Here is a 14,920-nt window from a genome sequence, read left to right as displayed (position 1 = left end):
ATGAACTCGCAAACTGTAGAAATAACATCTGCTGGCATTAGGAAAATATTGAATAAATATACTCCAGAGCGAGCTATTGCCGAATATGTATGGAATGGATTTGATGCAAAAGCAACCGTTGTAAATATTGATTTTGAAATTGACAATGCAGAATTGGACACAATCAAAAATATTAGAATAACAGACAATGGTACAGGCATCTGCTATGAAGAATTACCTATAAAATTCAAAAAATTCTATGAGTCTCAAAAGAGAATAGCCAACGAGAATAATACTGAATTTACAAGAGGAAAAAACGGTTATGGTCGTTTTACTTTCTATAAATTTGCGAGATTTGCTAATTGGGAAACACGCTATAGTAAAGATGCACAAATAATGTCTTATGACATTAGAATTGATAGCGATACTTTAAAAGACTACACTACAACAGAGCCACTTGTATCTGATGACACAACAACAGGTACTTGTGTCGTTTTTAATGAGATTTCTTCTGATATTTCCAGTTTGTTTATAACGAAGACTCTTATCCCTTATCTAAAGGCTGAATTTGCGTGGTTTTTAGAATTGAAATCCGAATATCAAATATACATCAATGGGCAAGAATTAGATTATTCTTCTATAATAGCAGAACAAGAATCAATATCACCGATATTATCACATAACCAGAAAAATAACATCAACTTTCAATGCAAGTATATCCGATGGAATGTAAAGATGAATGATGAATATTCTCGATTTTACTTCTTGAATAATGACTTGGAGTTAAAATTTACCAAAACGACATTATTAAATAAAAAAGGAGATAATTTTTGGCATTCTGTAATTGTGATTGATGATTTCTTCAATGAAATCAATTGTGATAACGAATTAGACGATAATGCTATTCAACCTAAATTGTTTGATAATTCTGCTGATAGAAAATTATTTAAGGAACTAATTACGCAACTCAATGAGTTTCTCAAAAAGAAAAGACGCCCATTCCTAAAGGAGCAAGCAGAAGTTATGGTAACCAAATATAAGAATGAAGATGTTTTCCCTAAATTTGGTACTGAAGATTGGGATATAGTGCGTAGAGAAGGTTTGGAAAACTTCGTAAAGGAACTATACGAAGTAGAACCTGCTGTTTTCATGAAGTTGAACAAAGAACAAAAAAGAGTTTTCTTAGAACTTCTAAATTTGGTGATGGATAGCGGTGAGCGCGATAGTCTGTTTAAGATTTTAGATGCAGTTGTTGAATTAGACTCGAACGATAGGAAAGAATTTGCAAAAATATTAGAAATAACGAGGTTAAAACAAGTCGTTTCCACGATTAAGCTTATTTCAGACAGATTGCTGACACTGGAGAATCTAAAAAAGATTGTTTTTAATCATACTTTACAAGCCAATGAAGTTCGTGATTTGCAGTCGTTCATAGAAAAACACTATTGGATTTTTGGCGAAGAATATAGAATGGTATGTGCGGAAGAGGTCAAATTTGAAGAGGCTTTAAGAAAATACATTTATATTCTGCGTGGAGTTAGCGAGAAAAAATATATTGCTCACCCTAATAAATACAAAGAAATGGATTTATTTCTTACTGGTACTGATTTTAGGGATGGGAGACCTCATAATATAGTTGTGGAAATCAAAAATCCGACAACTATAAAACAATTAAAATCAGAACAGTTAAATCAATTAGAACAATATATGGATGTTATTCTAAAACAAGATTGTTTTAATGATGCTAATGAGTTCTGGACTTTCATTTTGATAGGACAAGACTATGATGATATTGTAGGTCGAAGGGTCATAAATAAGCTTACTGGTTTAGTCCAAAATGACAGTAATTATAGCCTCTATGTAAAAAAATGGAGTGAAATAACAAATGAGGTGGAACGTAGGCTGAAATATTTGCTTGATAAGCTCAAAATAGAAAGAGCCACTTTATCTAAATCCCAATCATTAAATGAGGTAATGAATGAAGTTTCAAATAACACGGCCGCAATGGTTAGTTGAACTTAATATAGTCATAATGCTCAATATAAAGAATTACAAATTACTCCTGTCACAGATAGCTGTAGCAGGAGTAATTCTCAAAACGGGAGTCTGATACATCTTGTTGTTATATATTATTTCTGTTGCAACAGATGTTTCAGATTCTCGTCACCAGCGATGCGCTCCAACTCGTCGGCGACAATCTGTTTCACCTCCTCCTTGATGCGCCTGTAATTCGCCTTCACCATTTCCTTCATGCAGTCGTTGCCGTTCGCGTCCGCGAAGTCGGTAATGACGGGTATCGGCTTGTAGGCTTTCTCCTCGCGCTTCATTTTCTCGGCATCCACGACAATCTCACAGTGGAAAATCTTCTGCTTGATACGCTCGTTGAAGTTGTCGGACACCGAACCGACGAACATCCCCTGCGTCAAGCCGGAAATTTTGCTCGGCGGGATAAGCGCGTCCATCTGCGTGTTGATGGAGGTGGAAACATCCTGCCGGTTGATGGAGATGGACTGCCGCTTTTGAAGCACCTTTCCGAACCGCTCCGAGAGCGTCTTGGCTGTTTCGCCCACCACCTGCCCGGAGAAGATATTGCCGACCGTGTTCATCACCACTTTCGCCTCGCGGTCCCCATAGTCACGCACCAACTGGCTGAAATCCTGAAAACCCAGACACACGGCAACCTTGTTGCTTCGCGCGGTGGCGATAAGGTTGTCCAGCCCCTTGAAGTATATCGTCGGCAGCTCGTCTATGATGACCGACGACTTCAGCATCCCTTTCTTGTTGATAAGTTTAACGATACGGGAATTATACAGACCGAGAGCCGCCCCGTATATGTTCTGTCGGTCGGGATTGTTGCCCACGCAGAGAATTTTCGGTTCTTCGGGATTGTTGATGTCCAGCGTGAACTCGCTGTCCGACATTACCCAATAGAGCTGCGGGGAAATCATGCGTGACAGCGGAATTTTCGCCGAAGCAATCTGCCCCATTAACTGCTCCGCAGCCCCTCCGAGCCACGCGTCCATGAATGGCGAGAGATAGTTCTCCAGTTCGGGATAAGAGGTCAGAATCGGGAAAATATCCTCGTAACGGCGGTTCAGGAACTCGATGGCATGGGGGAACGTGCAATACTTGCCGTTCTGAAAAATTTTAAGATACCAGATGATAGCCGCGAAAAGGATGATGGGCGATTCCACAAAGAAGTCGCCCTGCTTCTGCACCCAACTCTTGTTTAAATTGAGCATGATGGTGTACGCGCTCTCGTAAGCGTCCGTAATGTCCTCCATGAAATCTGGGTGAATGGGATTGCAACGGTGGCTGCGTCGCGGGTCGTCGAAGTTTATCACGTAGAACTTCGGCTTCACCTTGTATCCCTCCGGGTGGTTGAGCAGATGATTATAGGCTATCGTGGACAAGTCACTGAATTTGAAATCATAGACATACATCGAGAAGCCCTTCTCAATCTGCTGCTTGATGAAACTGTTTACCACCGCGTATGACTTTCCGCTGCCCGGCGTACCCAGCACGATGGAGGCGCGGAATGGGTTCACCACGTTGATCCAGCCGTTGTTCCAACGTTTCCTATAATAAAAGCGGGTGGGCAGATTGACCGAATACTCGCTTTCGATGAGCCGTGTTTCCTGCATGAAGCTCTCGTTCTCGTTGTTGAACACGTCATCCATAAGGTTGTGTTTCAACAGGCGGCTCATCCACAGACCGCCCATCAGCAGGCAGACATAGCCCGTGCCTACGGTCAGCGCGTAAAGTCCCGTCACCGCTTCAACCGGCAGCGGCAATGCCAGTATCCACCAGTTGAGGAAGAACAACACGAACCCTGCGGCAAGTGCCGTCCAGATCCTTCCCCAAGTGATTTTCTCTCCCTTGACGCCCTTCGTCCCCAGACAGGACAGGGCAAGCAGGAGGACGGCGAACAGTTTCGTGTAGAGGATGGAATGGAACAGCCCCGCCGTGCGGTTGAAGTTCATCAGGATTCTGTCCACTACGCCGATGTCCACGCCCCAGAGCCGTATGGCTTCATAGCAGAACCAGTACACGTTCATGACCACTAAAATAATACTCACGGCACGCAGAAAATCCATGATTTTCGCCAATGCCCTCAAATCGTCTTCTTGTTGTGACATAGATTGAAAAATTTTGATGTTGATACTTACGGTTACATTCCCAAGCCCTTGCGCCTCTTCTTTTTCCTCTTGCGCTGCATCGCCCGGATAAAGGCTTCCTCCTCGGCATCCACAGCCGGACCTTCGGGAGTGAGCAGACCGACACCGCCCGCCGTGTTCTCGTGGTCGGATGCGGTCTGTCCGCGCATATCCTCTTCTGTTTCCACCGGAACGGACAGCGGAATCGGCGGCTGTCCGGCATAAGGCAGCGTAAAGTGTTCCTGCAAGGCGTTGGCGGAAAGTTCCTTGCCCATGCGCGAGCCGTTCAGCACGCAGCCCGTTCGGTGGTCTATGAACGTGGCTCCGTAGATGCGCCCTTCCTCCGTGTAGCGCAGTACGGTGTCGATGCCCTTTTCCTTGAGCCGCGAAACGAACTTCTCCTTGTCATACGTGCCTTCAAGCACGGAAAGCACGGTGCGTTTCGTCATGTCGGCGAGTTTCCGGTCCTTAATCTCCTGTTTGGAACGGGCAAACTTCTTCTGCACGGCTTCATAGCCTGCGGACTTCCCGAAAAGCGAGGACTTGAACGGGTTGCCAGTCTTGTTCCCGGCATCATCGGTGACGGAATAGACCAGCCCGTGATACTCACGCCCGCGCACGTTTCCCCGCGCTTCCTCCACCGTCATATTATATAAGGATAGGAGGGCGCGATATTCGCCCATCGTCCGGAAACGGTACTGTCCACTCAGAGCCTTGACGGTATTTCCGACCTGCCTCTTCACGTCGCCCGCCGAAGCGTCCACCTTGCGCAGCGGATTTTCCAGCCGTAGGTTCTTACGCTCCGCCGGGTGCAGCCCGTACTTCCGTTCCAGTTCCCTGCGGATGCGGTCGCTGCGGCGGAAGAGGAAATCCTGATTGAGCCGCCTGCCTTTCTCGTCCACATTGATTGTCACGATGTGCAGGTGGTGACGGTCTATGTCCTCGTGCTTGACAACAAGGTACGGCTGGTTCCCGTAGCCGAGTTTCTCCAGATACTCGCGTGCGATGTCCTGCAATTCCGTATCTGTCAGCACGTCGTCGGGATGCGGGTTGAGCGAGATATGGAGTACCGGTTTCTCCACCCTCGTATGCTCCGGCATACAGGCGAGAAAACCTTCCATCGCCTTGCGTATGTCCACCGTCCCCGTGCCGTCATTGTAGATGCGGTTGGTGGTGAGCAGCCGCCCTTTCGCCCCGTTGATCTTTTCCCCGTTGTAGGCAAGCGCGCCGTACAACGACTTTCCTACACTGATTTTTGCGACCATTTCGCCTCCATTTCCCTTGAAAGTTCCACAATCTGACGGCTCAGTTTCACGAGTTCGACGGTCTGTTGCTCCAGCTTGTAGAGCAACGCCATCGCCTTTTTCTCGGAAAAATGCAGCCTGAGTTCCTTCACGACTTGGTTGTAGTTCGTGCCTACCGCGCGGAACTGCGCATGGAAATCGGACAGTCTGGTGTAGTAATCCACCAGCGTCCTGTCCACTTTCAGCACCCTGAACGGTTGCCCGAAGAAGTGCGCCTTGATGAAAACCGACTTGGCGTAAACGCCCGACTTCTCGAACATGGCGAGGAAACGGTTGTGTTCCTCCTCGTTGAAACGGACGGTGTAACGGAACACCGCCGGGTCAAGTTTGGGATTTCTCCCGGTCTTGTTTCTTTTCTCTTTCATATAAACTTTGGATTTAGCGGATGGACGGCATAAGCCGCCGCTTCTTGGCACAGACACCGCAGGTTTGAAAGGCTTCCCGACTTCGGAGAGGAAGCCCGCCCCCTGCAAGGGCAAGTGCTTTTCGTGGCTGCTCAAAACGTTTTGAGCGGCTGAAAAGACATCTTGCTATGTTCAGGCGAACATAAAAATCCGTCGGGGACGGATTGGGGGAATGCCTTTCAAACTCCGGGCTGCACCACCTGCGGCGAACCCTGCCGTTCGGGTGCAAAGTTACGCCCTTAAAGCGGTATCGGACAGAGGCTTGACCCGGACAATCAGTGCCAACCGGCGCAACATGCCGCCACTTGCCGGGGAAGTGGTACAGGTTCCAAAATATCCTTGTTTATTTGCAGCATGATTCAAGAAACGAACAATTTGAAGATATGAAAAATGAGGCTTTCAAATACCCGGCAAACCGCTTCGGCGGCTATTTGCCTGACCGGATACCCGAACCTTCGGATACCCGGCTTTCCAATGACGCGGTGATTCACGGATTCAATGACTTCATGACGCAATGTCGTCATTCACCAGTTATCCGAATCCCTGCCTCACCGTTGAAGCGGATACGTGACGAACCGGACGGGCGGAGATTCGCGGATGCGGATATACATGTCACCGATTCCGTATCGGAGCAGGAAAACAATTCATCAACCATTAAAACCAACAGAACCATGAGTAATGAAACATTCGTTGCATTCGCAACACAGAAAGGGGGTATCGGCAAATCCACCGTCACGGCACTTGCCGCCAACTACCTCCACAACGTGAAAGGACACAATGTCGCCGTCATAGACTGCGACGCCCCACAGCACAGCATACACGGGTTGCGTGAACGTGAAACGGGACTTATCGGCGGGAGCCTCTATTTCAAGGCACTCGCGTGTGACCACTTCCGCAAGATAAGGAAGAACGCCTATCCGGTCATCGCAAGCGACGCCCTTGACGCCCTCGATGACGCCGAAAGGATGCTTGCCGCAGAAGAGGTGAAACCCGACGTCGTGTTCTTCGACATGCCGGGAACCCTGAAAAGCAACGGCGTGGTCAAGACCCTCTCGCAGATGGACTACATCTTCGCGCCCATGAGTGCCGACCGTTTTGTCGTGGAAAGCACCCTGCAATTCGCCGTGATGTTCCGTGACAACCTCATGACGACGGGACAGGCGAAAACAAAAGGGCTGTACCTGTTCTGGACGATGGTGGACGGCAGGGAGAAGAACGGGCTTTACGACCTGTATGAGGATGTGATCGCCGAGATGGGGCTGCCGGTGCTGTCCACCCGCCTGCCCGACAGCAAGAAGTTCCGGCGCGACCTCTCGGAAGAGCGCAAGAGCGTGTTCCGCTCGACTATCTTCCCGATGGATGCGTCCCTGCTGAAAGGAAGCGGCATCCGTGAGTTCTCGGAAGAGATAAGCCGTATCATCAGACCTCAATAATCATGGGCAGCAGGAAAGTGAACACCGAAGGCATTGACGAGGAACTGTTGATAGCCTCCATCGGCAGACGCAGGCAGGACGGGACCCTGTACCACGCGCAGGAGCCGCCCGCGCCTGCTCCCGAAGAAGAAAGCGTCCCTGAGACGGAACCGCCGCCCGTGCAATACACGGCAAAGGAAAAACCGCAGAGGGACACCGTCCGCCGCAAACGGCAGGAGGACGACTATTCCGGGCTGTTCCTCCGCCGCAACGAGATAAAGACGCGCCAGTGCGTCTATATCAGCCGTGACGTCCACAGCAAGATTCTCAAAATCGTGAACGACATCGCCGGGCGTGAAATCTCGGTAGGCGGCTACGTGGACACCGTGCTGCGCCAACATCTGGAACAGCACAAGGAGAAAATAAACGAACTGTACAAGAAACAACGTGAAGACTTGATTTGAATATGGAAAAGAACCGGAAAAACAGAAGTCCGCAGCATGACGGCGGCGGTATGCTTGCCCAAGTGCAGGCGAGTGTGGAAATCCTGTCCCCCGTGCCGTTAGGCGGCAAATGCGGTGAGAAGGACTATGAACGGCTGTTCATCCGTGAAGCCGAAGTGAAGGCACGCGAGGGAAAGATGGCGTATGTGCGCCCGGAGTACCACGACCGCATCATGCGCATCACCCGTGTGATCGGGCACGACCGGCTGTCGCTGTCCGCCTACATCGACCATGTGCTTACGCACCACTTCAACCAGTGCGAGGAGGCGATAAAGAGCCTTTACGCCCGGAATTACGACGCAGTATTTTAACCCTCAAAAAAGAGAACGTGCATGAGTGAAACAATAAGCATGACTGATATTCTGCTGACCGTATCGGTCGGCTGCAACCTGTGGTTTCTGTTCCTGCTCCTTTATGACAGGATCATGGAAACCAGACTTGTCCGCTTCCTCAGAAGCATAGCCGGACTGTGGCGGTCGTTGGGCGGCACTGCGGCAAAGCCCGAAACAGTAAGGGAAACACCGCCCGCAGACACCCCGGACATCATCGGCAAGAGCCGTTTCAGGATGGCACCGACCCGGACAACCGCTGCCATACCGACGCAAGAAGCCGCCACTTCGGAAAAAGGCATTGAGCTGACGGAGGAAGAGGCTACTTTTGACGACGGAAACACGGAAACCGTGTCCCGTCCCGCACAAGTCCCGGAGGATAAACTCGACGAAACCTTCACGAGCCTCACGCCTTCGGAACTGGAGTTCGGGGAGGACGAGCCGGAGGAAGAAACGCCCGACGCGCCGAGGGCATCGGGAAGCAGTTTCGACGAGATAGACGATGCGGTCAGAACCGCCAAAAAACCGGAAGCGACAGCGACGGAACGGGAGCGGGCGGCAAAGGTCTTCACCGACATGGAAGGGACGGAGCTGTACGAGAAGCTGATGACCGGCTCGTCCGAAATGAGCATCCGCATCAAGGGGCTTATCGAAATCCGGCTGAAGAAGCCGAAAAAGGATTTTGTCGTCCCGGACAATATTGAGGACTTCGACATCCGCGACTATGTATAACGAAAAAAGAAATGGTAATGAAAATGTAAAATTACACCCATGCGGCGAGGAAGCGCAAGGCACGTCCGGTCCGCAACGGACACACCCAAGTCCGTAGAAACAAACGGGCAGCCCACTAAACCAAAGAAAAGTAACCGAGTATCAACCGCCCGATAAAGGACCATCCACCCTTTTGACGGCACAAAACAAGAACAGTTTATGAACAAGAACAACAGACAGAAACTTATCCTATCTGCGGCACTTCTTATTGCCGCAACCGCCTCCGCCTTCGCGCAGGGAAACGGCATCGCGGGCATCAACGAAGCCACCTCTATGGTGAGTTCGTATTTCGACCCCGGCACGAAACTCATCTACGCCATCGGCGCGGTAGTCGGGCTTATCGGGGGCGTGAAAGTGTACGGGAAATTCTCGTCCGGCGATCCCGACACCTCCAAGACTGCCGCCTCGTGGTTCGGGGCGTGCATCTTCCTGATTGTCGCCGCCACCATCCTGCGCTCATTCTTCCTTTAATAAACAATGTATGGCTGAATACCCGATAAACAAGGGTATCGGCCGTCCGGTAGAGTTCAAGGGCTTGAAGGCTCAGTACCTCTTCATCTTCTGCGGAGGTCTGCTGGCTCTCTTCGTCCTGTTCATCATCCTCTACATGGTCGGCATCGACCAGTGGATATGTATCGGCTTCGGCGTGGCATCGTCCTCCGTCCTCGTATGGCAGACCTTCGCGCTTAACGCCCGGTACGGCGAACACGGACTGATGAAATTAGGGGCAACAAGGAGCCATCCCCGATACCTTATCAACCGGCGGCGGATCACCCGATTATTCAAACGGAAACGAAAGGAAGAAACGACATGAGGAATACATCCAAAATGACAACACTGGAAAACAAATTCCCGCTAATGGCGGTGGAGCAAGGCTGCATCATATCCAAAGACGCCGACATCACGGTGGCTTTCGAGGTGGAGCTGCCGGAGCTTTATACCGTGACGGGCGCGGAGTACGAGGCGATACACGGCTGCTGGTGCAAGGCGATCAAGGTGCTGCCGGACTTCTCCGTCGTCCACAAGCAGGACTGGTTCATCAAGGAGAAGTACACGCCGGAACTTCACAAGGACGACATGAGTTTTTTGAGCCGCTCTTTCGAGCGTCACTTCAACGAGCGTCCGTACCTGAAGCACACGTGCTACCTCTACCTGACCAAGACGACAAAGGAGCGTAACCGGATGCAGAGCAATTTCAGCACGCTGTGCCGGGGGCATATTATCCCGAAGGAGCTGAATAAGGAAACCGCCGCGAAGTTCATGGAGGCTGCGGAACAGTTCGAGCGCATCATCAACGACAGCGGCTTCGTCAGGCTGCGCCGCCTCTCCACCGACGAGATCGTGGGGACGGACGGCAAAGCCGGGCTGATAGAGCGTTACTTCTCACTCATGCCCGAAGGCGACGCCACGTTGCAGGACATCGACCTCTCGGCAAGGGAGATGCGCATCGGTGACAACCGCCTGTGCCTGCACACCCTGTCCGACGCGGAAGACCTGCCCGGCACGGTGGCTACCGACACCCGGTATGAGAAACTCTCCACCGACCGCTCGGACTGCCGCCTCTCCTTCGCCTCCCCGGTGGGGCTGCTGCTCTCCTGCAACCACATCTACAACCAGTACGTGATTATCGACAACAGCGAGGAGAACCTCCAAAAATTCGAGAAGTCCGCAAGGAATATGCAGTCGCTCTCGCGCTATTCGAGGAGCAACAGCATCAACCGCGAGTGGATAGACCGCTACCTGAACGAGGCGCACTCCTACGGGCTGACCTCGGTGCGGGCGCACTTCAACGTCATGGCGTGGAGCGACGATGCGGAGGGACTGAAACACATAAAGAACGACGTGGGCAGCCAGCTGGCAAGCATGGAGTGCGTGCCGCGCCACAACACCATCGACTGCCCGACACTTTATTGGGCGGCTATGCCCGGCAATGCTGCGGACTTCCCGGCGGAAGAGAGTTTCCACACCTTCATCGAACAGGCTGTGTGCCTCTTCACGGAGGAAACCAACTATCGCAGCTCGCTCTCGCCCTTCGGCATCAAGATGGTGGACAGGCTCACGGGAAAGCCGCTGCACCTCGACATCAGTGACCTGCCGATGAAGCGGGGCATCACCACGAACCGTAACAAGTTCGTATTGGGTCCTTCGGGCAGTGGCAAGTCGTTCTTCATGAACCACCTCGTGCGGCAATACTACGAGCAGGGCGCGCATGTGGTATTGGTGGACACGGGAAACTCCTATCAGGGGCTATGCGAGATGATACGGCGCAAGACGGGCGGCACGGACGGCGTGTATTTTACCTACACGGAGGAGAAGCCCATCAGCTTCAACCCGTTCTATACCGACGACTACGTGTTCGACGTGGAAAAGAAGGACAGCATAAAGACGCTGCTGCTGACGCTCTGGAAGTCGGAGGACGACAAGGTGACGAAAACCGAAAGTGGAGAATTGGGCAGTGCCGTGAGTGCCTACATCGAGCGCATCAGGGCAGACAGGAGCATCGTCCCCTCGTTCAACACCTTCTACGAGTACATGCGCGACGACTACCGCAGGGAACTGGCGGAGCGTGACATCAAGGTGGAGAAGGAGGACTTCAACATCGACAACATGCTTACCACCATGCGGCAGTATTACCGGGGCGGACGCTACGACTTCCTGCTCAACTCGGCGGAGAACATCGACCTGCTGGGCAAGCGGTTCATCGTCTTCGAGATCGATTCCATCAAGGACAACCGCGAACTGTTCCCGGTAGTGACCATCATCATCATGGAAGCCTTCATCAACAAGATGCGCAGGTTGAAGGGCGTGAGAAAGCAGCTTATCGTGGAAGAGGCTTGGAAGGCTCTCTCGTCGGCAAATATGGCTGACTACCTGCGCTATATGTACAAGACGGTGCGCAAGTATTTCGGTGAGGCAATCGTGGTGACGCAGGAGGTGGACGACATCATTTCCTCGCCCGTCGTCAAGGAGAGCATCATCAACAACTCCGACTGCAAGATACTTCTTGACCAGCGCAAGTACATGAACAAGTTCGACCAGATTCAGGCGTTGCTCGGACTGACGGAGAAGGAGAAGTCGCAGATACTCTCCATCAACATGGCGAACAACCCCTCACGGCTCTACAAGGAGGTGTGGATAGGCTTGGGCGGCACGCAGTCGGCGGTCTATGCCACCGAGGTGAGCGCGGAAGAGTATCTGGCGTACACCACCGAGGAAACGGAGAAGGTGGAGGTGTACCGTCTGGCGGAGCAGCTGGGCGGAGACATCGAAGCCGCCATCCGGCAGCTTGCCGAAAGGCGGAGAAACAAGAAATAAGTAATCAATAATCGGTAAAACAGATTTATCAACGAAAAAAAGAAAAGCGTATGAGCATATCAAGAATGAAGATGCTGCAAGTCAGCAAGTGTCTGATCGGACTGGCGGTCATGGTGCTGCAATCCTGCGACGTGGCGGAGAACCGCCGCGACCTGCTGTGCGGGAACTGGGAAAGCGTGGAGGGCAAGCCCGACGTGCTTATCTACAAGGAGGGCGAAGCCTACAAGGTGACGGTATTCAAACGGAGCGGCATCCGCCGCAAGCTGAAACCGGAAACCTACCTCTTGCAGGAGGAGAACGGCAACCTGTTCATGAACACCGGCTTCCGCATCGACGTGGCGTATAACGAAGCCTCCGACGTGCTGACCTTCTCACCCAACGGGGACTACGTGCGTGTGAAGCAGCAGCCGGAAACTCCGGCAGAAAAATAAGAACCGCTAAAATCCAAAGAAACATGAGAACAAGAATAACATTCGCCATCTGCCTGTGCCTGCTTTTCGCGGGCAGGGCTTCCGCCCAATGGGTCGTGAGCGATCCGGGCAATCTGGCGCAGGGCATCATCAACGCCTCGAAGAACATCATCCACACCTCGAAGACCGCCGCCAACATGGTGAACAACTTTCAGGAAACGGTGAAAATCTACGAGCAGGGCAAGAAGTATTACGACGCCCTCAAATCGGTGAACAATCTGGTCAAGGACGCCCGCAAGGTGCAGCAGACCATCCTGATGGTAGGCGACATCACGGACATCTACGTGACCAGCTTCCAGAAGATGCTGCGCGACGACAACTTCACGGTGGAGGAACTCGGAGCCATCGCCTTTGGGTACACGAAGCTGCTGGAAGAATCCAACGACGTGCTGACGGAGCTGAAGAACGTGGTGAACATCACCACGCTCTCCATGACGGACAAGGAGCGCATGGACGTGGTGGAACGCTGCCACTCCAAGATGAAGCGTTACCGCAACCTCGTGAGCTACTACACCAACAAGAACATCAGCGTGAGCTACCTGCGTGCGAAGAAGAAAAACGACCTCGACCGCATCATGGGGCTGTACGGGAGCATGAACGAAAGATACTGGTAGCCTATGGAGTTCGACAACCTTCACCAGATTCTCCGCTCGCTCTACGAGCAGATGATGCCGCTGTGCGCTGACATGGCGGGCGTGGCGAAAGGCATCGCCGGGCTGGGCGCGCTCTTCTATGTCGCCTACCGGGTATGGCAGTCGTTGGCGAGAGCCGAACCGATAGACGTCTTCCCGATGCTCCGCCCATTTGCCATCGGTCTGTGCATCATGTTCTTCCCTACGGTGGTGCTTGGCACGATAAACAGCGTCCTCTCGCCCGTCGTGCAGGGCACGGCGAAACTGCTCGAAACGCAGACGCTGGACATGAACAAGTACCGGGAGCAGAAGGACAGGCTGGAATACGAGGCGATGGTGCGCAATCCCGAAACCGCCTACCTCGTGTCCAACGAGGAGTTTGACAAGCAACTGGAGGAATTGGGCTGGTCGCCCTCCGACATGGTGACGATGGCGGGGATGTATATCGACCGGGGGATGTACAAGATGAAGAAGGGCATCCGCGACTTCTTCCGCGAGATACTGGAACTGATGTTCCAAGCCGCCGCCCTCGTGATAGACACCATCCGCACATTCTTCCTCGTGGTGCTGGCGATACTCGGTCCGATAGCCTTCGCCATATCGGTGTGGGACGGCTTCCAAAGCACGCTCACGCAGTGGATATGCCGCTACATACAGGTCTATCTGTGGCTGCCCGTGTCGGACATATTCAGCACCATACTCGCCAAGATTCAGGTGTTGATGCTCCAGAGCGACATCGAGCGCATGCAGACCGACCCCAACTTCTCGCTGGATTCCAGCGACGGGGTGTATATCGTGTTCATGATAATCGGCATCATCGGCTACTTCACCATTCCGACGGTGGCGGGCTGGATCATCCAAGCCGGGGGCATGGGCGGCTACGGGCGCAACGTGAACCAGATGGCGGGACGCGCCGGAAGCATGGCGGGCAGCGTGGCGGGTGCAGCCGCAGGCAACATGGTCGGACGTGCCGGGAAACTGCTGAAATAATCAATGTGCAATTATAAACGGAAAAGTAAAATGGAATTCAAATCACTTAAAAACATCGAATCATCGTTCCGGCAGATACGCCTGTTCGGTATCGTCTTCCTCTCGCTGTGCGCCGTGATAACGGTATGGAGCGTGTGGAGTTCCTACCGCTTCGCGGAGCGGCAGCGTGAGAAGATCTATGTGCTGGACAACGGCAAGTCGCTGATGCTGGCACTCTCGCAGGACCTCTCGCAGAACCGTCCGGCGGAAGCGAGGGAGCATGTGCGCCGCTTCCACGAGCTGTTCTTCACGCTCTCGCCCGAAAAGAGCGCGATAGAACACAACGTGAAGCGTGCGTTGCTGCTGGCGGACAAGAGCGTGTACAACTACTATTCGGACTTCGCCGAGAAGGGGTACTACAACCGCATCATCGCCGGTAACATCAACCAAGTGCTGAAGGTGGACAGCGTGGTGTGCGACTTCAACGGCTATCCCTACCGTGCCGTGACCTACGCCACGCAGAAGATCATCCGGCAGAGCAACGTCACCGAGCGCAGCCTCGTGACCACCTGCCGCCTCTTGAACTCGTCCCGTTCGGACGACAACCCCAACGGTTTCACCATCGAGGGATTCACCATCATCGAGAACAAGGATTTACAAACCATCAAAAGGTAA

At 52.2% G+C, this 14,920-nt stretch carries 15 protein-coding genes; 12 read left to right on the top strand and 3 right to left on the bottom strand.

Annotated elements, in window-relative coordinates; all coding sequences use genetic code 11:
* On the top strand, window positions 1-1,995 hold the full coding sequence (locus KB554_RS12390) for an ATP-binding protein (RefSeq protein ID WP_008645594.1): 1,995 nt from the start codon (window positions 1-3) through the stop codon (window positions 1,993-1,995).
* A gap of 113 nt (window positions 1,996-2,108) precedes the next feature.
* On the opposite strand, the gene mobC is transcribed toward KB554_RS12390, so the two are convergent.
* The 3 genes from mobC to mobA are packed head-to-tail and all read right to left on the bottom strand — an operon-like array spanning window position 2,109 to window position 5,805.
* Window positions 2,109-4,118: a conjugal transfer protein MobC gene (mobC, locus tag KB554_RS12385; protein ID WP_008645597.1), complete on the bottom strand. Its 2,010-nt coding sequence runs from the start codon at window positions 4,116-4,118 to the stop codon at window positions 2,109-2,111.
* 32 nt (window positions 4,119-4,150) lie between these two features.
* A complete protein-coding gene (gene mobB, locus KB554_RS12380) occupies window positions 4,151-5,401 on the bottom strand; it encodes a conjugal transfer protein MobB (protein WP_008645598.1) in 1,251 nt (416 codons plus the stop codon).
* A complete protein-coding gene (gene mobA, locus KB554_RS12375) occupies window positions 5,380-5,805 on the bottom strand; it encodes a conjugal transfer protein MobA (RefSeq protein WP_005944180.1) in 426 nt (141 codons plus the stop codon). Before mobA ends, mobB begins: the two co-directional genes overlap by 22 nt.
* 422 nt (window positions 5,806-6,227) lie before the next feature.
* Between mobA and KB554_RS12370 the strand changes: the two genes are divergently transcribed.
* The 11 genes from KB554_RS12370 to traK all read left to right on the top strand — a co-directional run bounded on the left by KB554_RS12370 (window position 6,228) and on the right by traK (window position 14,920).
* Window positions 6,228-7,277 (top strand): ParA family protein, encoded by a 1,050-nt coding sequence (locus KB554_RS12370; RefSeq protein ID WP_008645599.1) that lies wholly within the window; start codon window positions 6,228-6,230, stop codon window positions 7,275-7,277.
* A 2-nt stretch (window positions 7,278-7,279) separates the two neighbouring features.
* Window positions 7,280-7,720 carry a DUF3408 domain-containing protein gene (locus KB554_RS12365; RefSeq protein ID WP_005944168.1) on the top strand — a complete coding sequence of 147 codons (441 nt, stop codon included), beginning with the start codon at window positions 7,280-7,282 and terminating at the stop codon, window positions 7,718-7,720.
* Window positions 7,721-7,722: 2 nt separating this feature from the next.
* Complete coding sequence (locus KB554_RS12360; RefSeq protein ID WP_008645600.1) at window positions 7,723-8,070, top strand: DUF3408 domain-containing protein; 348 nt, start codon at window positions 7,723-7,725, stop codon at window positions 8,068-8,070.
* Window positions 8,071-8,091: 21 nt separating this feature from the next.
* Window positions 8,092-8,820, top strand: coding sequence for a hypothetical protein (locus tag KB554_RS12355; RefSeq protein WP_008645601.1), 729 nt, complete (start codon window positions 8,092-8,094; stop codon window positions 8,818-8,820).
* Window positions 8,821-9,018: 198 nt separating this feature from the next.
* The gene (locus KB554_RS12350; protein ID WP_008645602.1) at window positions 9,019-9,330 is read left to right on the top strand and encodes a DUF4134 domain-containing protein; all 312 of its coding nucleotides are present in this window, start codon (window positions 9,019-9,021) and stop codon (window positions 9,328-9,330) included.
* A 10-nt stretch (window positions 9,331-9,340) separates the two neighbouring features.
* Window positions 9,341-9,673, top strand: a complete 333-nt coding sequence (locus KB554_RS12345; protein WP_032535929.1) for a DUF4133 domain-containing protein — start codon at window positions 9,341-9,343, stop codon at window positions 9,671-9,673.
* Window positions 9,670-12,174, top strand: coding sequence for a TraG family conjugative transposon ATPase (locus tag KB554_RS12340; RefSeq protein ID WP_032535928.1), 2,505 nt, complete (start codon window positions 9,670-9,672; stop codon window positions 12,172-12,174). The genes KB554_RS12345 and KB554_RS12340 overlap by 4 nt, the downstream gene beginning before the upstream one ends.
* Before the next feature lie 50 nt (window positions 12,175-12,224).
* Window positions 12,225-12,605 carry a DUF3876 domain-containing protein gene (locus KB554_RS12335; RefSeq protein WP_008645992.1) on the top strand — a complete coding sequence of 127 codons (381 nt, stop codon included), beginning with the start codon at window positions 12,225-12,227 and terminating at the stop codon, window positions 12,603-12,605.
* Between the two features lie 23 nt (window positions 12,606-12,628).
* Window positions 12,629-13,258, top strand: a complete 630-nt coding sequence (locus tag KB554_RS12330) for a DUF4141 domain-containing protein (RefSeq protein WP_008645990.1) — start codon at window positions 12,629-12,631, stop codon at window positions 13,256-13,258.
* 3 nt (window positions 13,259-13,261) lie between these two features.
* Window positions 13,262-14,266, top strand: a complete 1,005-nt coding sequence (traJ, locus tag KB554_RS12325) for a conjugative transposon protein TraJ (RefSeq protein WP_008645989.1) — start codon at window positions 13,262-13,264, stop codon at window positions 14,264-14,266.
* Window positions 14,267-14,296: 30 nt separating this feature from the next.
* Window positions 14,297-14,920 (top strand): conjugative transposon protein TraK, encoded by a 624-nt coding sequence (gene traK / locus KB554_RS12320; RefSeq protein ID WP_004308925.1) that lies wholly within the window; start codon window positions 14,297-14,299, stop codon window positions 14,918-14,920.

This window comes from Alistipes sp. Marseille-P2263 (assembly GCF_018101075.1).
GTDB lineage: Bacteria > Bacteroidota > Bacteroidia > Bacteroidales > Rikenellaceae > Alistipes > Alistipes dispar.
The sequence above is the reverse complement of the archived record's forward strand: the minus strand, read 5'-3'. Positions and strand labels throughout refer to the sequence as shown.